The following is a 20878-nucleotide window of genomic DNA, read 5'->3' as shown; positions in this document are numbered from 1 at the left end:
GACTACCTGTTTATAGAAAATATAACAAATAGATTGTTGGCTCCATCGGAGCCTCCTACGTCAAGTGATATATTAAAAAAACAATACTGACTTTTAGGTTGATAAGCAGGGTTGTTTAATAACCGTTCACTTAACAGTTTTTTAAATTATATTTGCCTTACATAACCTAAAATATACTTCTTACTTCTATGAAAAAAGTTTTTTTATTACCTGCATTGCTCATGCTGTGCACTTCGGTGTTCGCTCAAATGCAGAAGGCTCCGGCTTATCCTTTGATCACCCACAACACCTATTTCAGCATCTGGTCGTTTACTGATCAGCTAAATGAATCGCCTACTAAACACTGGACCGGTAAGGATCAGTCGATGATAGGCTTAATAAAAGTGGATGGCGATGTATACCGCTTTATGGGCCAGGAACCCAAGTCGTACAAAACCGTTCTGGCCGCTGCTGACGAGCAGGCTTATGATTGCAAATACACCGAAACGCAGCCCGCTGAAGGCTGGCAATCAGAAAAATTTGATGACAAAAGCTGGGAAACCGGCGCTGCACCTTTTGCAGATAGCAAACCCAAAGGCAAAACCGTTTGGAAAAACGATCTTTGGATCCGCCGCACTTTCGAGATCAGCAATGCGGATGTATATAAGCTGTTTTTAAAATTAAGCCATGATGACGATGCAGAAGTGTTTATTAATGGCGAAAAGGTATTGGACAGACCCGGGGCCAATGGTGATTTTGAAATGTTCCCTATTAAAAATGTGTTAAAGAAAGGAACAAACATCTTAGCTATCCATTGCAAAAACACCGGTGGTGATACTTTCCTTGATGCTGGGTTAGCTGAGCAAGAAAAAACCAAATCAGACGAAACTATTAAGCAGGCAGTGCAAACCAGCGTAGTAGTTACCGCTACCCAAACTGACTATAAATTTAAATGTGGTAAAGCTGATCTGTCGTTGACCTTCACTTCGCCAGTGATGATCACCGATCTCGCAGTTTTTCAAAGGCCAGTATCTTACATCACTTATAAAGTACGCTCAAACGATGAGAAGCAACACAATGTAAAAGTATTCTTTGGCGCATCGACTGAGATCGCTGTAAATAAACCTATACAGGAAGTTGAAGCTGAATCAGCAGATGATAATAAACTATCTATCCTAAAAGCAGGAACAGTTGAACAACCTATACTGAAGAAAAAGGGCGATGACCTGCGTATCGACTGGGGTTATATGTATGTTGCTGTACCAAAATCAGCTAACGTTTCACAATATATTAGTAGTGAAAAGGAGATAGGTAATCCGTTTTTATCAAAAGCTTCTAAAAGTAAAGAAGCTGTAAAAGGCCGTGAGTTATCATTAAATACCATCTTGTCTTTCGGCAATGTAGGATCAGCCTATACCGAAAAGTTTGTAGAGCTTGGATATGATGACCTGTATGCCGTAGAGTATTTCGGCACACAGCTGAAACAATGGTGGAAAAATAGCGGTGCAACTATCGATCAGGAACTCAACACGGCAGCAACTGAATATGCTACTGTAATGAAGAAATGCGCCGCATTCAACAATAGAATTTACCTGGATGCATTAAAAGCCGGTGGCGAAAAGTATGCGAAATTGTGTGTATTGGCATATCGTCAAAGCATTGCGGCACACGTGCTGGTTAAAAGTCCGCAAGGTGAGGTATTGTTCTTATCAAAAGAAAACTTTAGTAATGGCTCGATCAATACAGTTGACATAACTTACCCATCAGCACCGCTTTATCTGACTTATGCTCCGAAATTTTTGGAGGGCATGATGAATGGGATTTTCTATTACAGCGAAAGCGGCAAGTTTAAAAACGATTTTGCTGCACACGATTTGGGAACCTATCCGTTAGCCAATGGTCAAACTTATGGCGAAGGCATGCCCGTTGAGGAATCGGGTAATATGATCATCCTGACAGAGGCTCTTGTTAGAGCAGAAAATAACCCTGCTTTTGCTCAGAAACATTGGGCAACTTTAACTACCTGGGTTAAATACCTGGAAAAAGCGGGATTCGATCCGGAAAATCAATTGTGTACAGACGATTTTGCCGGACATCTGGCTCATAATGCCAACCTTTCTGTTAAAGCTATTGTCGGGATCGGTTGCTATGCCCGTTTAGCTGATAGGTTAGGGAAAAAAGATATTGCGGAAAAATACCGCAAAACTGCCGGTGAGATGGTTAAAAACTGGATGAAAATTGATGATGCAGGTGATCATTACTCGCTTGTTTTTGGCGATAAAAACACCTGGAGCCAAAAGTATAACATGATTTGGGATAAAGTGCTTGGCCTGAACCTGTTTCCTCAAAGCCTTTATGACAAAGAGGTTAAATATTACCTGACCAAACAAAACAAATTCGGGTTACCTTTGGATAGCAGGAAGACCTATACAAAATCAGACTGGATCATGTGGACAGCAACTATGGCAGACAGCCAGGCGGACTTTAAGGCATTAACTGACCCCGTTTACAAGTATGCCACTGAAACACCGACCAGGGTGCCGTTGAGTGACTGGCACGAAACGACTGACGGCAAAATGGTAGGTTTCCAGGCAAGGAGCGTGGTTGGCGGATATTATATGAAAGTCCTGGCTAACAAATGGATGACCAAAACAAAATAATAAACCAATGAATAAGCTGATCAAAACATTACTTGCGATAATTTTTATCGTTCAGGGGACGATCTTAAAAGCCAATGCTGCTGCTCAACAGTATTATGAGATCAAAGTATATCGGATAAAAACGCAAGGCCAACAAGAAAGACTGGATAAATACCTGAAAGATGCCTATCTGCCCGCATTACATCGCAAGGGATTAGGCAATGTAGGTGTCTTCAGAACTCTGGAACAGGATACCGATAAACGGGTATATGTTTTGATCACTTTTACCACTCTTGCTCAGATTGAAAAAGTAGAAGAGGGGCTGATGCAGGATAAGCAATACCTGGCAACAGGTAAAGATTATCTTGATGCCGCATACAATGAGCAACCTTATACTCGGATAGAAACTATCATACTGAAAGCATTTCCGAAATGGCCTGTGGCGACAGTTCCGCAATTGACTGCTAATAAAGCAGATCGTGTTTATGAGCTGCGCAGCTATGAAAGCCCTACCGAAAAGCTGAACATCAACAAGGTAAAGATGTTTAATGATGGTGGTGAAACGGTGTTGTTCAATCGACTTAAGTTTAATGCTGTGTTCTATGCTGAAGTACTGGCCGGAAGCCATCAGCCAAACCTGATGTACATGACGACATTTAATAGTAAAGAAGACAGGGATCAGCATTGGAAAACATTTTCTGATGATCCGGAGTGGAAAACATTGGTGGCCAAGCCAGAGTACCAGTACAATGTATCAAAGGCTGACATTATATTTTTGCACCCGGCAGATTATTCCGACTTTTAAGATTTACAGCCATGAATGAAGCCTGAAAAGCGCGAATATGATGCAGTAGTGGTAGGCTCCGGTCCCAATGGATTGGCGGCCGCCATATTGATGCAGCAGAACGGGCTTTCGGTTTTACTGATAGAAGGCAAAGAAACCATAGGCGGGGGGATGCGCTCAGCAGAGTTGACGCTCCCCGGCTATCTTCATGATATTTGCTCTGCAATTCATCCGCTGGCAGTTTCTTCACCTTTTTTTGAGACACTTCCTCTTGCTGAGCATGGTCTTGAATTTATCTATCCCGAAATTGCAGCAGCGCATCCGTTTGATGATGGTAATGCAGCTATTTTAAAACAGTCGATAGAAGAAACAGCGGCTCAGTTTGGGATAGATGAAAAGACTTATATCAACCTCATTCAGCCTGTTGTGAAAGATTGGCCTTCGATAGCCCCGGATGCATTAGGCCCGCTTCATATGCCTAAGTATCCTGTTAAGATGGCGAAGTTCGGGCTGACGGCGTTGCGGTCAGCCTCTTCTGTTGCAAATAGTTTTAAAACCGAAAAAGCAAAAGGATTATTTGCCGGAATGGCGGGACATTGTATGCAGCCGCTTAGTAATTTGAGCTCGGCGGCTACCGCATTAGTGCTTATGTCAGCAGTGCATTTAAAAGGTTGGCCTTTACCGAAAGGAGGCTCACAGCAGATTGCAAATGCATTGGGGTCCTATTTTATATCACTTGGTGGAAAGACCGAGACTGATCATTACATCACGTCACTGAATCAACTGCCATCATCAAATGCTGTTTTGTTTGATATCACCCCAAGACAATTGCTGCAAATAGCTGGGCATAAATTCTCCAGCATCTATAAATGGCAATTGGAGCGCTATCGTTATGGAATGGGCATATTTAAAATAGATTGGGCGTTGGATGGGCAAATACCTTTTACAAATGAATTATGCCGGCGAGCAGGCGCTGTTCATCTTGGTAATACCTTTGCCGAAATAGCCTTATCAGAAAAATCTGCCTGGAATGGTCAGATCGCTGAAAGACCATTTGTACTAATGGCGCAACAAAGTCTTTTTGACAGTTCACGTGCGCCGGAAGGAAAACATACTGGCTGGGCGTATTGTCACGTGCCCGGTGGATCAATAGTAGATATGACAGAAATTATTGAACGACAAGTAGAACGCTTTGCTCCGGGTTTCAGGGATCGCATATTGGCAAGGCATACGATGAACTCGGCTCAAGTAGAAAAATATAACCCCAATTACATCGGCGGTGATATTAACGGCGGTGCATTTGATTTGGGGCAATTGTTTACACGACCAGTTCTCAGATGGTCTCCTTACCGGACATCAGCAAAAGGATTATATATCTGCTCATCATCCACACCGCCGGGTGGTGGGGTACATGGTATGTGCGGTTATCATGCTGCAAAACGTGCGCTGAAGGACGTTTTCAATATCAATATCAAACCCATTTAAAATTCTTTTATGGAATGTTTTCTTTCCCTGCATCATTAGGGAAAACAAACTAAACCATGAAAAGAATATTTTCCCTCCTGTTACCGGTATTTGCACTGTGGGTATTACCGGTACTAACCGCACAAGCACAATCTCCTCAACTTACTGTAGATGGCAAAACAAACAACGGAGTAAAACTGCAGCAATTGAAGGTCGATGTGGCGATTTACGGCAATGTGAGCCGTACAACCTGGCAAATGATATTTTATAACACCACTTCGCGCATACTTGAAGGCAACCTGGTATTTCCGCTTAAAGATGGCGTTAACGTAAGTCGTTACGTGTTAGATATTAACGGTAAAATGCGCGAAGCCGTACCTGTTGACCGCGGCAAAGGCGCGGTGGTTTTCGAATCCGTTGAACGCCGGCGTGTCGATCCGGGATTATTGGAAAAAGTAGAAGGTAATACCTTCCGTACACGTATCTATCCAATCAATCCGCACAGTACCCGTACCGTGATCATAGGCTACGAAGAAGAAATTCCTGCGGTGGATAACGGCAACCTGAAATTTACCCTGCCACTGAATTTGAAAGATACAGTACAGGATTTTTTGCTCAACGCTTCAGTAATTCAGAATTCAACTGCACCTGAACCGGACAAGAACAATGGCGAGAACCTGCAATTCGATCAGCATCAGAATACTTACACTGCTTCTATAAAAAAGAACAATTATCTGCCCAATCATCCGGTATCATTTTCAATTCCAAAACCGGCAGATGCAAGCGAAGTAATGATCCAGCAACAGGGTAATAAATATTATTACTTTATTAACACAACTTTACAGGCTCAAAGAATAGATAAGCGGGTACCGCATAAGATCGGGATATTGTGGGATGCGTCGTTAAGCGCTGCCGGTCGTGATGCCAAAAAAGAGTTTGCATTGCTGGATGCTTATTTTAAAAAGGTCAGTAATATTGAGGTAACGCTGGTAACGTTCAGCAATTCGATACTAAAAACCAAAACTTACGCGATAAACAATGGCAACTGGTCGGACCTGCAAAATGAGCTGGAACATACTACTTATGACGGTGCAACCGATTTTGGTAAGATCAACTTATCGCAATATGCCGTTGATGAGTTTTTACTGATGAGCGATGGCCATCAGACATTTGGAGAAAAAACTTTAAAGCTGACTAAAACACCTGTTTATTGCATCAATTCATCAGTTACTGCCGATTACAGTAATCTGAAATTGATCGCCCTGAAATCAGGCGGCGACTTTATCGACCTGGTGAAAGATGATAATGATAAAGCCTTGTTGAGCTTAACCACACAGTCCTTACGGTTTTTAGGAGTGAAAAGTAATGAGCAAACGGAAGAGAATTATCCATCATTGCCGGTAACAGTGGGCCGGACATTTACTATGGCTGGTATTACCCGGACACCGGATCAAACCATTGCTTTACAATATGGCTTTGGTAACAAGGTAAGCTATGAAAAAACAATTGCTTTCGATTTGTCAAAAGATTTGGTAGAGGATATCGATGTAGCTAAATTATGGGCACAGAAAAAGATAGACGAACTGGATATCAACTATAATGCTAACCGGCAGGATATAGAATCGCTGGGAAAGCGATACGGAATTGTTACCCGCAATACATCGCTTATCGTACTGGAAACAGTGAACGATTACATTCAATACGATATTGAACCACCGGCAGAGTTACGTGCCGAGTATGATGCTATTATGAAGCAACGGGGTCCCAGCACCAAAGTTCAAAAAGAAAACCTGACCACTTCTGAAAATATGCTGCAGGAGCTAAACAAATGGTGGGAGACTGATTTCTCAGCTCAGGAAGATATAGTTCAACATAACAGACAAGTAACAAAAAATACCCGGCAGCAGCACCAATCTGAAGACGATAGCCAGAGTACCGACCCTGCAATTACAGCGAATGGACGAACACATCTTATTACAGGCATAGTGACTGCCATGGATGACAGGCAACCAATAATTGGCGCTACTGTAAAAGTTAGAGGCTCTAATATTGGTACTCAAACTAACAATAACGGCAGATATTCGCTTTATATACCTGCAGGCGCTCGTATTCAAGTGTCCTTTATTGGCTATGTCACTAAAACAATTAATCCACGAAATCAAAAAGAAGTGAATGTAGTTTTAAATGCTTCCTCAAGTACTTTAAATGAAGTAGTTGTAACTGGCTATGGGATTCAACATAAAACAGCGGAATTAGGTTATTCCACGCAGACAATAACATCCAACGAAGATGACGAGGTTAGTGAAGCAGATGCTAAACGTGTACCCGTAGCGAAGGCTGAGCAGGCATTACAAGGTCGTGTAGCAGGGGTTGCTATAGCAAATGAGGCTGCTCCCGGAGCAAACAGCGATATACAAGTAAGGTTCAATAGAAATATACCTAGCCCTCAACCGCTATATGTCATAGATGGTGTACAGACGAGTAGTATATCGGGAGTGAATCCTAATGATATTGAATCAATGAATGTGCTGAGAGGTTCCAATGCTACAGCGATATATGGTTCATCCGGCAGCAATGGTGTTGTAATAGTTACTACAAAAAAAGGTAAAAACAAAAATGGCGGATCACAAAATGGAAGTATCAATATCGTATACAACGCTGCCAATGCAGATTATTTAAAAGCCATACAGAAAACGGATAAAGCTGCACAGTACCAGAAATATCTTGAATTAAGATCATCTTTCTTAAGTAATCCGGTTTACTATTTTGATGTAGCTGATCATTTTATCAAGACAGGGAATAAGGAAATCGGCCTGCGAATATTAAGTAATCTTGCCGAGCTCGACCTTGGAAGTTATGAACTATATAAAATGTTAGGTTATAAATTAAAGCAACTGGGCGACTATGAAGATGAGGTATTTGTATGCAAAAAGATTACCGAATTACGTCCGATAGATCCCCAGAGTTATCGTGATTATGGTTTGGCATTGGAAGATGCAGGTCAACATCAAAGGGCTTTGGATGTGCTGTATAATGCCATGACGAAAAGCTATACCGATGACGCAGAGCATTTGTATTTCGGTATACAGGAGATATTCCTACCTGAAATCAACCGCATTATTGCCATGAACAAAGGTAAACTTGATCTTTCTGCCATTTCCAAGAAAGTGATCAAATCACTCCCTGCTGATATTCGTATCGTAATGAACTGGAACATGAATAATACCGATATCGATCTTTGGGTGAACGACCCGAATAACGAAAAGTGTTACTATTCGCATAACCGAACTGCAATTGGTGGGCGTATTTCTCATGATATGACCCAGGGATTCGGCCCCGAACAATTCCTGTTAAAAAAAGCTATAAAGGGTACTTATAAGATCGAGATCAACTATTATGGTGACAGGCAGGTGACAATTGCAGGGCCGACCACCATTATGGCCGAGCTATATACCCATTACGGAACACCGCAGGAAAAGAAAGAATTGATTGTACTTCAGATGAAAAAAGTTGCCAATGGTACAGTCTATGTTGGTGACCTGGACTTTAAATAATCAACAAACAAAAATGCCCCCGGCTAATTGTCGGGAGCATTTTCTATTTAACTTCAATCACTTTTGACCGCTTCGATATCCCATTCTCATTAAAAGATTCGATTTGGAAATAATAAGGCAGACTTTTCTCCATGCCATTAAAGAAATATTCGTTTTTACCATACACCATGATGTTGTTATACAGCTTATCCGGTGCGATGCCCATGTAAATGGTATAGCCAATAGCATTATCTACAGGCTCCCACCTGATCCAGGAATTTCTGCGTTCCGTATCGCCGCGAAGCACCATGAATTCTTTTACGGTATCAGGCCTTGGACCAGCACCTTTACCGAAGGCACGGAAGCCTGATAAGGCGAACTTACCTGTAGGCATGTGAATATTGACGATCTTTAAATAACGAGCTTTAACAGGCGTTTTCAGGTCGATATAATCATGCGGGACATCGGTTTTGTTTTTGCTTTTATCAATTAGCACTTTCCAGTTTTTACCATCTACCGAGGAGTAAATAATGTATTGGGTATAAACACCATGCGATTTACCGAGAAACTCCGCATCTTGATCGGCGTAATTTACCTGTATCGCGTTTACCGTACTTACTTCGCCCAAATCAGATTTTAGCCATTCGCCTTTATTAGCTGTTTTGGCGCACCAGTAAGTTTTTATGTCCTCATCTACTGCATTATTTGGTTCGAATGCTCCGAGCGTTGAAGAAACTTCTACAGGTTTATTGTAGTTCAAGATCATCCAACCTGTAAAATTACTTTTTAGGTGATTTTCTTTTCCTGTTGGCAGGTATTGCGGATAATCTCCATAAGCAGTATTGCAATAAAGCACACCATCTTTATCAAACCCCGCAGGCCAAAATCCGATGCGGCGTTCAAAATTATTCTTCACATTTACTACCATGGTAGATATATGCCAGTAGTTACCATATTTATCCGCCCAGGTAGCCCCGTGGCCAGCTCCTTTGGCAAAGCCACCCGGTTTGTAAGAGAACGGGTTATGTTTTTGGTAAGTGAATGGTCCGAGCGGTTTATCGCCTACATAAACACCGTCTGCATAACCACGGCCTTCTGTGCCCGAACCGCCGAACTGCAGATAGTATTTACCATCATGCTTATTCATCCACGATCCTTCCATAAATCCACCAAGGAACACATTATCGTTGTTTTCGCCAAAGCGTTCCCAACCGTGTTCGTTATAATCCAGGTGAAGTGTTTCTACTTTCGGGCCAATCGGTTCAAATGTTTTACGGTCGATCTCTTGTCCATACAATGGCAGCGTATTGCTTGAGCCGTGATAAATGTAAACCCGCCCATCGTCATCGGCAAACATCCCCGGATCCCAGGCGCCTACTTTGAAATAATCTTTGGCTGCTTTCCACTCGTCTTTGGTTGGGTTGGTGCTCATCCAAAGGGTAAAATCTTTATTGTAGGTCGAGCCGATCACCAGTAAAGTATCACCCAACACCAAAGTAGCCGGGGCACAAAGATTATCACCCTGGTTTTCATTATAAGGGCGAAGGAAACTCCTCGAAACAAAATGCCAGTTCAGCATATCGTCGCTGTACCAGTATCCAAATTGGTTGGTTGAGAACAGATAATACTTGCCTTTGAATAGGGTAACTGTTGGATCTGCTGTTGCACGGTGGCGTCCCCATTTTGAGAAGTTTTTAAAAGGCGTATATGCATAATCCAAATTGAGAGGATTACAGTAAGTAAGGCGCTTTTGCTGAGCTTGTGCCTGCACGAAAAAGCATAGACATATGGTCATTAAAAGATAGCCGGACAGTTTTTTCATAAGAGGGGTTTATAATAAAGGAATAACACGACTAATATACCTAGTTTGAAGGCTGAAGTAAAGATTTACGAAGTTTTTAAAACTTCGTAAATCTATTCGCATTCTGTCCATAATCAAATATTTTGTCCGATATCGAACGCTTTTTTGGAGGGTAATTATTGCAAATAGCTATAAATCAGTTATTTGATTTTGGTATAGGTATTGCAAGGTACTGGGTAAAATTTATAATATGGATACCGAGATCACCGCGGAAGTAGTACAACAAAAAAGAAAAAAAGGGATCATCTATGGCCTTATTGCCATAGCCATTATAATCGTCATCATTGTATTGATCAGGATGTGGCTGGGCTCTACTGTAAATGCTTCTGAGATCAACACGGCTAAAGTAGAAATTGGGAATGTTGAGAATACCCTGAATGCCTCTGGTGAAGTGTTACCTGAGTTTGAGGAAGTGATCACCAGCCCGATAAATGCTTCGATAAAAAATGTAGTAACCGACGCAGGCGGTAAAGTAAAAGCCGGGCAATCTATTCTTTCACTTGATAAGTCAGCTGCTGAAAATGACTACGCCAAAATGAAATTCCAACTAGAGACCAAGAAGAATGATATCAGCAAATTGAAACTCGACCTGGAAAAAAGCTACTATGATATTCAATCTAACAACGACATCAAACAACTTCGCATAGGCAATCTGACCGATGCAGTTGAGAATGCCAAAAGACTATTCAAAGCCGGCGGTGGTACACGTGAGGATATCGAACAAGCCGAGTTAAATCTGAAGGTAGCTCAACTGGAAAAGAAGCAGATCGAGAATGAATTAAAAAGCAAGCAAAAAACCATGCAGCTGGAAGAAAAGGAGGCAGAGATAGCCGCCGCCATCCAGCAAAATGATCTGAATGAACTGCAACGCAAGCTAAACCTGGCAAATGTGGTAGCAACCCGTAGTGGCGTTGTTACTTACGTCAACAAAAACATTGGTGCCAATATAAAAGAAGGCGAAACGCTGGCCAAGATAGCCGATTTGAGTAGTTTCAAGGTGACCGGCAGTTTGTCTGACAGTTACCTTGATCAGTTGCACAATGGTATGCCTGTAATCGTTCGCTTTAATGATATCCAGCTGCGCGGAAGTGTGTCAAACGTGTACCCATCGGTGCAAAACGGCATTATCACTTTCGATATTCAGTTGGAGGAACGCAACAACAAACAACTCCGCCCTAATATGAAAGTGGATGTGTACCTGGTGACGGCAGTACACAACAAAGTAATGCGTGTGGCTAATGGTCCGGCCTTTAAGGGCGCAAGTCCACAGGAGATTTTTGTGCTTAATGGCAATGGTAAAGCCGAGAAACGAAGTGTACATACCGGGCTTAGCAATTTTGATTTTGTAGAAGTGAAAGACGGCGTAAAGCCCGGCGATGTGGTGATCACTTCGGATATGACGGAGTTTAAGAATTCGAAGGAGTTAACTGTTAAAGGCAATTGATCGTGAAATATCTATACATCATATTACTGGTACTAATCAGCCAAAGAGCATTTTGCTCTGGCGGCGATACGATAAGGCTTTCGCTGCACGATGTTGTTGAGTTGGCGAAGGGTAATTCTATTGCCTCAAAGCAGGCTGTTACCACTCGCGAAACCAAGTACTGGCAATGGAGAACTTATAAATCAAATTATAATCCGCAACTATCCCTAACCGGTAATTTACCGGGCTATAGTAAAACAACCACCCCGGTAGTTCAACCTGACGGAACTATCCTGTTTCAACAGGTGCATAATGATAATTCGCAGATGACGCTCAATTTTAGCCAGTCTATTACAGCTACCGGCGCTACTATTTATGGAGAAAGCCAGTTGCAGCGCTTTGATGATTTCGACAGGCATAATGTGCTGTACAATGGCGTGCCTTATGCAATAGGGGTCAGTCAGCCTATCGGGCAGTACAATAGTTTAAAATGGGACAGAAAAATACAGCCATTATTGTATAACGAAAGCAAACAAGCTTACATCGAGGCCCAGGAGCAAATATCGATAACAGCTGAAGGGTACTTTTTTGACTTGTTACTCGCACAAGTAAACCTGCAAATCGCTCAAACCAACTATACCAATACCGAGAACATCCTGAAGATCGCCAAAATGAAATTCGATCTGGGTAAAGTAACCCGGAATGAGATCTTACAGCTCCAGCTAGAGCTTCTGAATGCAAAAAAAGCAGTGGGGATAGCCAAACGGGATATAGAAGTTTCTACATTGACATTGCGCAGTTATATTAGCCAGGAAGGGAGTGACAAAATCGAACTTGTTTTACCTGAGACCATCAGCGATATGAATGTCACCTCAGATAGGGTTCTGACCGAAGCTTATGCTAACCGCTCGGATGCAATTGCTTTTATACGCCGGATAGCAGAAGCGAAACGCGATGTTGCCATAGCAAGGGGTCAAACCGGGCTTACAGCTTCATTAACTGCAAATCTTGGTTTTTCTAATACTGCGCCCAACATACCTGATGTTTACCGCTCGCCACAAAATCAGCAGCTGGTGCAACTGACATTTTCGATACCTGTATTGGATTGGGGCAGATCTAAATCAAAAATAAAGACAGCTGAAGCGAATGAGAAATTTACCGAATACGCAGTAGAGCAGGACAAGCAAACTTTTAAACAGCAAATAGTTACCCAGGTAACCTTATTTAACCAGATGAAAGAGCAGGTAGCTTTAACCGCACAGGCCGACAGCATAGCGGGCGAAAAATATAAGATTGCAAAGGAACGCTATGTTTTAGGTAATCTAAGCATTACCGACCTAAGCATCGCCTTCCAGGAAAATGACCAGGCAAAAAGGGATTATATAGCCGCCTTGCGCGACTTTTGGGGAGCCTATTATCAGCTTCGTTACCTGTCGCTGTTCGACTTTGAAAAAAATGAAAAAATCAATTATAAATGAATAATGCAGAATCTACTCACCCGACTACGCTACGCTGGTCGACCTCTCTACCGCAAGCGGTAAAGAGGTAAAAAAATAGAAACAACCCTCTTTGCGCGTAGCGGAGAGAGGGTGGTCGAGCGAAGCAATGACCGGGTGAGTCAACTATACGAACGAGAAAATCAACTATAAATAACAACAAATAACCATCAACACAATATGATACGTTTACAAAACATTGAAAAAGTTTACCGTACCGATACGGTTGAAACATTGGCACTTAATAAAGTAAGCCTCGAAATAGCCAAAGGCGAATTCCTCTCCATAATGGGCCCATCTGGTTGCGGCAAAAGTACATTGCTCAACATCATGGGGCTTTTGGATGAGCCATCAAAAGGTGAAGTGAAGATCGACAATCAACAAACTCTTAACTTGAATGACAAGCAACTGGCACAGTTCCGCAATAAAAAGATCGGATTCATTTTCCAGAGCTACCACCTCATCAATGACCTACAGGTGTTGGATAATGTTGAACTGCCACTGTTGTACCGCTCCACAACAGCTAAAGAAAGAAGACAATTGGCTACTGAGGCCCTGGCTAAAGTGGGTTTGTCAAACCGCGTAAAGCATTTTCCGTCACAGCTTTCAGGTGGACAGAAACAGCGTGTAGCAATAGCAAGGGCTATTGTTGGTCACCCGGAAATTATTTTGGCGGATGAGCCTACCGGTAACCTTGACAGCGCCATGGGGAACGAGATCATGGATATTCTTTTACAACTGAATAAAAATGACGGCACTACCATCGTGATGGTAACACACGATGAGAATATGGCCCATAAGACTCATCGCCTGGTGCGCTTATTTGACGGGTCGCAGGTTCAGTAATCACCATTAAGAAGAAAAGATCATGCTTAAGAATTATTTCAAAATAGCCATTGCAGTTTTAAGACGAAGAAAGTTCTTCACCTTTATCAGCCTGTTTGGTATCAGCTTCACGCTAACCATCCTGCTGGTTTTAACTGCATTTATCGATAAAGTGGTAGGTGATAACTACCCTGATAAAAAGCGGGACAGGTCACTCTATATTTCGCGCATATCGCAAATGGGGAAAAACACGATGTCATCAGGCCCGGTGTCATTTTACTTTTTGGATCACTATGCTCGGGCGATAAAAACGCCGGTTACTATAGCCATTTCATCAATATTTAATGGTACAAACACCTATGTCAACAATAAGAAAATTGCAGTAAATTATAAGTTTACCAATGCAGAGTATTGGGATGTATTGGATTACGATTTCCTTGAAGGTAAGGCTTTTAACAAACAGCAGGTAGTCAATTCGGATAAGGTTGCGGTCATATCTGCGGATATGAAAAAAGAGTACTTCGGCGATGTACCAAGCGTGGTTGGCCAATACATTGAGGCAGATAATGTAAAATACAGGGTAATAGGAGTTGTGCAAAATGTACCGATAACCAGTTACATGACCTATAGCGATATCTACCTGCCTTATACCGTTGCTAAAGACGGCGGTTATAAAAGCAACAAAGGATACCAGGGCGGATACTTTGGAATTTTACTGGCAAATTCAAAAGATGACCTCGATAAAATACATAATGAATACGAACAATTGGTAAAGAGCCTGCCTCCTGAGCAAAAGCAATTTGATAAGGTAAGCAGTCATGCCGATACTTATATCAGATCGTATGTCGACACCGGAGACGACAGGCATTCCGGGGTTTTCATTGCAGTCACTGCTATCGGCATTTTTGCTTTTATATTGATGATTTTACCAACGCTCAACCTGGTGAATATCAATATCACCCGCATTATGGAGCGTTCGTCAGAAATTGGAGTGCGTAAAGCATTCGGGGCCTCATCAAGTACGCTGGTTTACCAGTTTATCGTCGAAAATATCATCCTCACTTTATTAGGTGGTGCAATTGGTGTGATACTGTCGGTTATTGTATTGCAAATAATCAACAGCGCCCACCTGATAGCTAATCTTGAGCTGACAGTCAATTTTACCGTATTGTTTATCGGTTTGCTGGTTTGCCTCGTTTTCGGATTGATATCCGGGGTTTACCCGGCCTGGCGTATGTCGAAATTAAATGTAGTAACTGCCTTAAAGGCGCAATAAATTCATGTAGAACAATTTAAATAGAGATATTATGATAAAGCACTTATTTAAACTGATCTGGAACAAGAAGAAACAAAACTTCCTGCTGATGTCTGAGATGCTGGTTTCGTTCCTGGTCATATTTGCGGTGTTTACGTTAATGGTTTACTATTATAATAACTATAAAAAGACCATGGGTTTTAATTATGAAAACGTGTGGGTTGTAAACTATAATAATACTTATCAAACCAAAAGCACCGATTCGCTCAACGTTTTTTACGAAAATTTAAGGCAAACAATTAAGTCGATGCCACAGGTAAAAGAAGTTAGCTTTTGCAGCGACAATGTTCCGTTGTCACAAAATCAATGGACAGGAAACATCCACTATAAAAATGCTGTTGCGGATGGGGACAATTATATAGCCGACGATAATTATAAAAATGCTATGAACCTGCGGTTGCTGGAAGGCAGATGGTTTGATAAAGCTGATGCTAACGCAAAGATCCAACCTGTCATCATCAGCGATGAAGCACGGGAAAAATTATTTGGCACCGAGGAAGCTATTGGAAAAATGGTAGGTACAGAGGACAAGAAATTTGATTTGAGGGTAATCGGTGTAATACAGGGCGTTAAAGCAAAAGGCGACTACTCACCTGCAAAAGCCGCCATTTACAAAAGAACAGATACCGGATCATATCATTGGCTGGCCAAAATGATGATAAAGGTTACACCTGATGCCGATGCTGCTTTTGAAGGCAAATTATATAAAACGCTGGCCAACTATATGAGAAACTCGAATATCGAGATTGGACATATGACAACCATGCGCAGAAACGCCAATTTGTTTAACCTTGTGCCGATGATTGTAACACTGATCGTCGCATGCTTCCTGGTAATAAACGTCGCTTTGGGGCTATTCGGAGTTCTCTGGTACAATATTAATAAGCGGAAAGGCGAGATCGGCTTGCGGCGTGCGATAGGCGCCTCGGGACAATCAGTGTCTTCACAATTGGTTTCGGAATCAATGATTTTGGCTACGTTGTCTTTGATCGTTGGGACATTTTTCGCGATTCAGTTTCCGCTACTAAATGTCTTCAATCTCAAAGCCGGGATATACATTGTTGCGATGATCCTTTCGATCATATTTATTTACCTGTTGGTACTCATTTGCTCGCTTTATCCCGGTAAACAGGCGGCGGCTATTTATCCGGCTGTGGCATTGCATGAAGAATAGCCTCACCCCAACCCCTCTCCAGGTGGAGAGGGGCTTATTAACCAAGATTTTTTAAAGTCCTCTCCTTTGGAGAGGATTTAGGTGAGGCACGATTTGCTTATACTTGTAACAAAATATGATACTGATCATTGATGATGATATCGCCGTACGCACCTCGTTGCTTTTGCTCCTCAAAAGTGAAGGTTACGAGGCTGAGGGAACGCCCTTGCCCGGCGAGGCTTTGAGCATCATTAAAAAACGAAATCCTGAACTGATCATTCTCGATTTGAACTTTTCTATTGATACTTCAGGAAAAGAGGGGCTGGATTTGCTGGAGAATATCAAAAAGATCAATCCTATTGTACCCGTGATATTGATTACCGGTTGGGGAAGTATTGAACTGGCGGTAAAAGGGATGAAACTGGGCGCCAATGATTTCATCAATAAACCCTGGAGCAACGAGCATCTATTGCAGTCGGTAAGAACACTGATTGACCTCCAGGATAAAAAAGCGGAGCACCGCACCCGTAAGCAGTTAGACAGTAAATACAACTTTCAGCATATTATTGGCGAAGACCCGAAAATGCTGGATATACTGGAAACCATCGGCAGGGTAGCAGAAACAGATGCGTCGGTACTGGTGATGGGAGAGAGCGGTACAGGGAAAGAGCTAATTGCCGAGGCTATACATCACAACAGTTTACGCCGAAATAAGCCATTTATCAAGGTGAATCTTGGCGGAATTTCCACCTCATTGTTTGAGAGCGAGATGTTCGGCCACGTGCGCGGGGCTTTTACCGATGCCCGGTTTGATAGGGTGGGCCGATTTGAAATGGCCAACAAAGGCACTATATTTTTGGATGAGATCGGTGACCTTGACGCCGGCAGCCAGGTAAAGCTTTTACGAGTATTGCAGGATCGTAGCTATGAGGTTTTGGGAAGCAGCCGCACCAAATCGGTTGATGTGCGGGTGGTTTGTGCGACCAATAAAGACCTGAATGAAATGGTGGACCGCCGCAGTTTCCGTGAGGATCTGCTGTATCGCATCAACCTGATCACAGTTGTTTTACCGCCATTGCGTGAAAGACCGAAGGATATTCCGCTGCTGGTTGATTTCTTTATTAATAATCTGAAAGAGATTTATAACCGTCCAAAGCTGGCTGTTTCATCCGCTGCTATGAAGTGGCTGCAGGCTTTGCCATTGCCAGGTAATATCAGACAGCTGAAAAATCTGGTAGAGCGGTCTATCCTCGTCAGCAAAAAAGAGGTGTTGGATATTGATGATTTTCGCTCGCAGTTGGAATTATCCCCGGTAAAAAAGGGTAATTTGCAGTTGCCGGGAGTTGGTGCCATTACGCTGGAAGAAATGGAAGTCGAAATGATAAAACGCGCGCTTGAATATCATAAAAATAAGGTAGCAAGAGCAGCAAAATCACTAGGCCTCACACGCAGTGCACTATACCGGCGACTGGATAAATACCAGATCCCTTACGATGAAGCTGAGGACTAAATACCTTTTATTTGTTATCATTCTGCACCTCATAGCTTTGGTGCTCACCTGGATCATTTTTGAACAAAACCGTATTTATTTTATCGCCTGCGAGATATTCATCCTGATCTCGATTGGTATTTCGTGGAGTTTATACAAACAACTGATACAGCCACTAAAATCATTAATGCAGGGAGTTGATGCGATAAAAGATCGCGATTTTAACGTGAAGTTTTTGCCGACAGGTAAACATGAAGTAGATCAGTTAATTGATGTTTATAACCAGATGATAGATCAGTTACGCACAGAACGAACCTTGCAGGAAGAACAACATTTTTTTCTCGAAAAGTTGATCCTGACGTCGCCTACAGGCATAATCATACTGGACTATGATCAGAATATCCAGCAGATCAACCCCAAAGCTTTGCAAATATTCAGCCTCGATGAAAAGAGCCTGATCAATCACCCGGTAACTGATCTGCCTGAACATCTTTTAAAACATCTTCGGAACCTTAAAGCCGGAGAAACTAAAACCATCAAACTAAGCGGGGCAACCACCTATAAACTACAACGCGCTCATTTTATCGACAGAGGATTTGCACGGGATTTTATCATGATGGAAGAACTGACCGCCGAAATACTGGCTGCCGAAAAGAATGTATATGGCAAGGTGATCCGTATGATGGCGCACGAGGTAAATAATACCATTGGTCCGGTAAATTCTATTATTGATTCAGCTTTAAAAACCGATCAGTTATGGAATGGGCATCATTCTGACCCATTGAAAGATGCGTTACAGGTGGCTTTGGATCGGAATCAAAATCTCAATTTGTTTATGCGCAATTTTGCTGATTTGGTGAAGCTACCACAGGCGAATAAAAAACGAATCGACCTGAATGAACTGATTAATTCTATTGTAAAACTCATGAAATTGCGGGCATCTGAAAGAAATATTACGATCAAAACCGAACTTAGTGAAGAGCCATTCTATATTTCTGCAGATGAATTACAACTTGAGCAGGCCTTCATTAATATCGTAAAGAATGCGATTGAGGCTATTGAAGGAGATGGAACGATAAAGTTTATGATAGATCTGCGCGCAAGACAATTGATTATTTCAGATAGCGGAAAAGGCATCAGCGCGGAGCAAAGCGAAAATCTGTTTACTCCGTTTTATAGTACTAAAAAAGATGGCCAGGGTATCGGGTTGACTTTGGTGCGCGAAATACTCATTAATCATGGTTTTGAGTTTTCATTGAAGACCGTTGCGGATCGGCAAACAGAATTTACCATCATCTTCAAATAATCCCCCGGTTTTCGTAGCAGATTTTTTAACTTGGTATCCGCTGAAACCAATTATTCCATTATGAAAAAACTGCTCCTTGTTTTTGTCTTATTCCTCGTTTATTCGTCCTCCGTTTTTTCACAAGCAGTTCCTGGTTCCAACAATCAATTTGCAGTGCGCGGCTTTCACCTCGATCTGCGGATACAGGTAATGCCAATGCCTGCACTCAAAGCTTTTGCTAAAAAGTTAAGCGATAATGGTATCAATACCCTGATCATGGAGTGGGAGGGTACCTATCCATTCGAAAAACATCCGCTGATACCTAACCGCTATGCATATACAAAGGCGGAGATCGTCGATTTTATTAAATATTGTAATGGCTTGGCTATTGATGTAATTCCTTTACAGCAAAGCTTTGGACACGTGGAGTACATTCTTCGCAATGAAAAGTATAAAGAGCTGCGCGAAGATCAGAAAGACTATTCGCAGGTTTGCCCGCTGCAAACTAAACAGGATAGCTTACTTTTTAGCGACTTATATGCTGAATTAGCTTCTACACATACATCAAAATATATCCACATCGGTGGCGATGAGACCTATTTATTGGGTCACGATGCCCGCTGTAAGGCAAAGGTTGAAAAAGAAGGTAAATCAAAATTGTATATTGATTATATCCGCATGCTCTGCAACATTGTCATCAAAATGGGCAAAAAGCCGGTGCTTTGGGCCGACATTGCGCTTAAATATCCTGAGGCGATCAATCTGTTGCCTAAGGGTACCATTTTGGTTGACTGGAATTATGGCTGGGATATGAACAATTTTGGCGAACACCAAAAATTGGTAGAGAGTGGTTACGAAATATGGGGTGCGCCCGCCATTCGTTCCAATCCGGATAATTATTATCTGACCCAATGGGAAAAACATTTTAAAAATATCCGTGATTTTATCCCGGTGTGCCGAAAGCTGAAATACAACGGTATCGTGATGACATCGTGGTCTACATCGGGTGTCTATTCGGCAGTATTTGAGAACGAGGACGAGATCACCGATCTGTATGCTATCAGGCATGTGTACCCGATCAGTGGTTTTAATATGTTGATCGCCGGATATTTTGAAAGTTTAAAATCGACCACACCACTTGATATAGATCGGTTTGTTATTAAATATGCCCGTGAACAATACGGTTTTGATGAGGCACAGGCAAAGCAATTTTGGCAGGCCTTGAAGGTGACGCCTTACACGGTTCATCAGGGTAAAGTGCAATCGAAGCATCCCTTATCAATCGATGCCGTATTGGATAGCACACGCGCAGCATCAGCAATCCTTCGTCAACTAAACCCGTCTAAGAATAAAGAAGAATTTGAGCAATATCAACTCATGACTGATATAAGAGTCAATTACCTGCAGTATGAGGCTATTGAAAAACATGCAAACGCACCTGAATTTAGTATTGCAGGCGTCCCTGGAATACTATACGAGCTTAAAAAAGTGATCGATGATGAGGCTGAACTTGATAAACGATTTAACAATCTCAACAAGGATGTTCTATACCCATCCGAGTTGGCACAGGAGAATGAACTGAGAGGCGCCAAGGCCAGAATTTTATATGATCGCTTGTCAAGAAAGAAATAA

13 protein-coding genes are annotated in these 20878 nt (G+C 42.1%); 12 read left to right on the top strand and 1 reads right to left on the bottom strand.

The window, feature by feature from the left end:
• Positions 1-188: 188 nt before the first annotated feature.
• The 4 genes from VIM89_RS16935 to VIM89_RS16920 are packed head-to-tail and all read left to right on the top strand — an operon-like array spanning position 189 to position 8420.
• On the top strand, positions 189-2639 hold the full coding sequence (locus VIM89_RS16935; protein WP_488157362.1) for a glutaminase family protein: 2451 nt from the start codon (positions 189-191) through the stop codon (positions 2637-2639).
• Positions 2640-2646: 7 nt separating this feature from the next.
• A complete protein-coding gene (locus tag VIM89_RS16930; RefSeq protein WP_488157361.1) occupies positions 2647-3423 on the top strand; it encodes an NIPSNAP family protein in 777 nt (258 codons plus the stop codon).
• Between the two features lie 15 nt (positions 3424-3438).
• Positions 3439-4887, top strand: a complete 1449-nt coding sequence (locus tag VIM89_RS16925; RefSeq protein WP_488157360.1) for a phytoene desaturase family protein — start codon at positions 3439-3441, stop codon at positions 4885-4887.
• A gap of 56 nt (positions 4888-4943) precedes the next feature.
• Entirely contained in the window at positions 4944-8420 is a 3477-nt protein-coding gene (locus VIM89_RS16920; RefSeq protein ID WP_488157359.1) for a DUF2135 domain-containing protein, read from the top strand.
• Positions 8421-8463: 43 nt separating this feature from the next.
• Here the strand turns inward: VIM89_RS16920 and VIM89_RS16915 are convergent, their stop codons facing one another.
• Complete coding sequence (locus VIM89_RS16915) at positions 8464-10221, bottom strand: family 43 glycosylhydrolase (RefSeq protein ID WP_488157358.1); 1758 nt, start codon at positions 10219-10221, stop codon at positions 8464-8466.
• A gap of 229 nt (positions 10222-10450) precedes the next feature.
• Here VIM89_RS16915 and VIM89_RS16910 point away from each other — a divergent pair, with 229 nt between their 5' ends.
• The 8 genes from VIM89_RS16910 (at position 10451) to VIM89_RS16875 (ending at position 20878) form a co-directional block, all read left to right on the top strand.
• Positions 10451-11704 carry an efflux RND transporter periplasmic adaptor subunit gene (locus VIM89_RS16910; RefSeq protein ID WP_488157357.1) on the top strand — a complete coding sequence of 418 codons (1254 nt, stop codon included), beginning with the start codon at positions 10451-10453 and terminating at the stop codon, positions 11702-11704.
• A 2-nt stretch (positions 11705-11706) separates the two neighbouring features.
• Positions 11707-13161 (top strand): TolC family protein, encoded by a 1455-nt coding sequence (locus tag VIM89_RS16905; protein WP_488157356.1) that lies wholly within the window; start codon positions 11707-11709, stop codon positions 13159-13161.
• 198 nt (positions 13162-13359) lie between these two features.
• Positions 13360-14025 carry an ABC transporter ATP-binding protein gene (locus VIM89_RS16900; protein WP_488157355.1) on the top strand — a complete coding sequence of 222 codons (666 nt, stop codon included), beginning with the start codon at positions 13360-13362 and terminating at the stop codon, positions 14023-14025.
• A gap of 22 nt (positions 14026-14047) precedes the next feature.
• Positions 14048-15280, top strand: a complete 1233-nt coding sequence (locus VIM89_RS16895; protein WP_488157354.1) for an ABC transporter permease — start codon at positions 14048-14050, stop codon at positions 15278-15280.
• Between the two features lie 31 nt (positions 15281-15311).
• Positions 15312-16493: an ABC transporter permease gene (locus VIM89_RS16890; protein ID WP_488157353.1), complete on the top strand. Its 1182-nt coding sequence runs from the start codon at positions 15312-15314 to the stop codon at positions 16491-16493.
• A 115-nt stretch (positions 16494-16608) separates the two neighbouring features.
• The gene (locus tag VIM89_RS16885; protein ID WP_488157352.1) at positions 16609-17982 is read left to right on the top strand and encodes a sigma-54-dependent transcriptional regulator; all 1374 of its coding nucleotides are present in this window, start codon (positions 16609-16611) and stop codon (positions 17980-17982) included.
• A complete protein-coding gene (locus VIM89_RS16880; RefSeq protein ID WP_488157351.1) occupies positions 17966-19267 on the top strand; it encodes a sensor histidine kinase in 1302 nt (433 codons plus the stop codon). Before VIM89_RS16885 ends, VIM89_RS16880 begins: the two co-directional genes overlap by 17 nt.
• Positions 19268-19327: 60 nt before the next feature.
• On the top strand, positions 19328-20878 hold the full coding sequence (locus VIM89_RS16875; RefSeq protein ID WP_488157350.1) for a beta-N-acetylhexosaminidase: 1551 nt from the start codon (positions 19328-19330) through the stop codon (positions 20876-20878).

It is taken from the genome of Mucilaginibacter sp. (genome assembly GCF_036568825.1).
Taxonomy (GTDB): Bacteria; Bacteroidota; Bacteroidia; order Sphingobacteriales; family Sphingobacteriaceae; genus Mucilaginibacter.
This window is presented reverse-complemented; position numbering and strand designations above follow the sequence as displayed.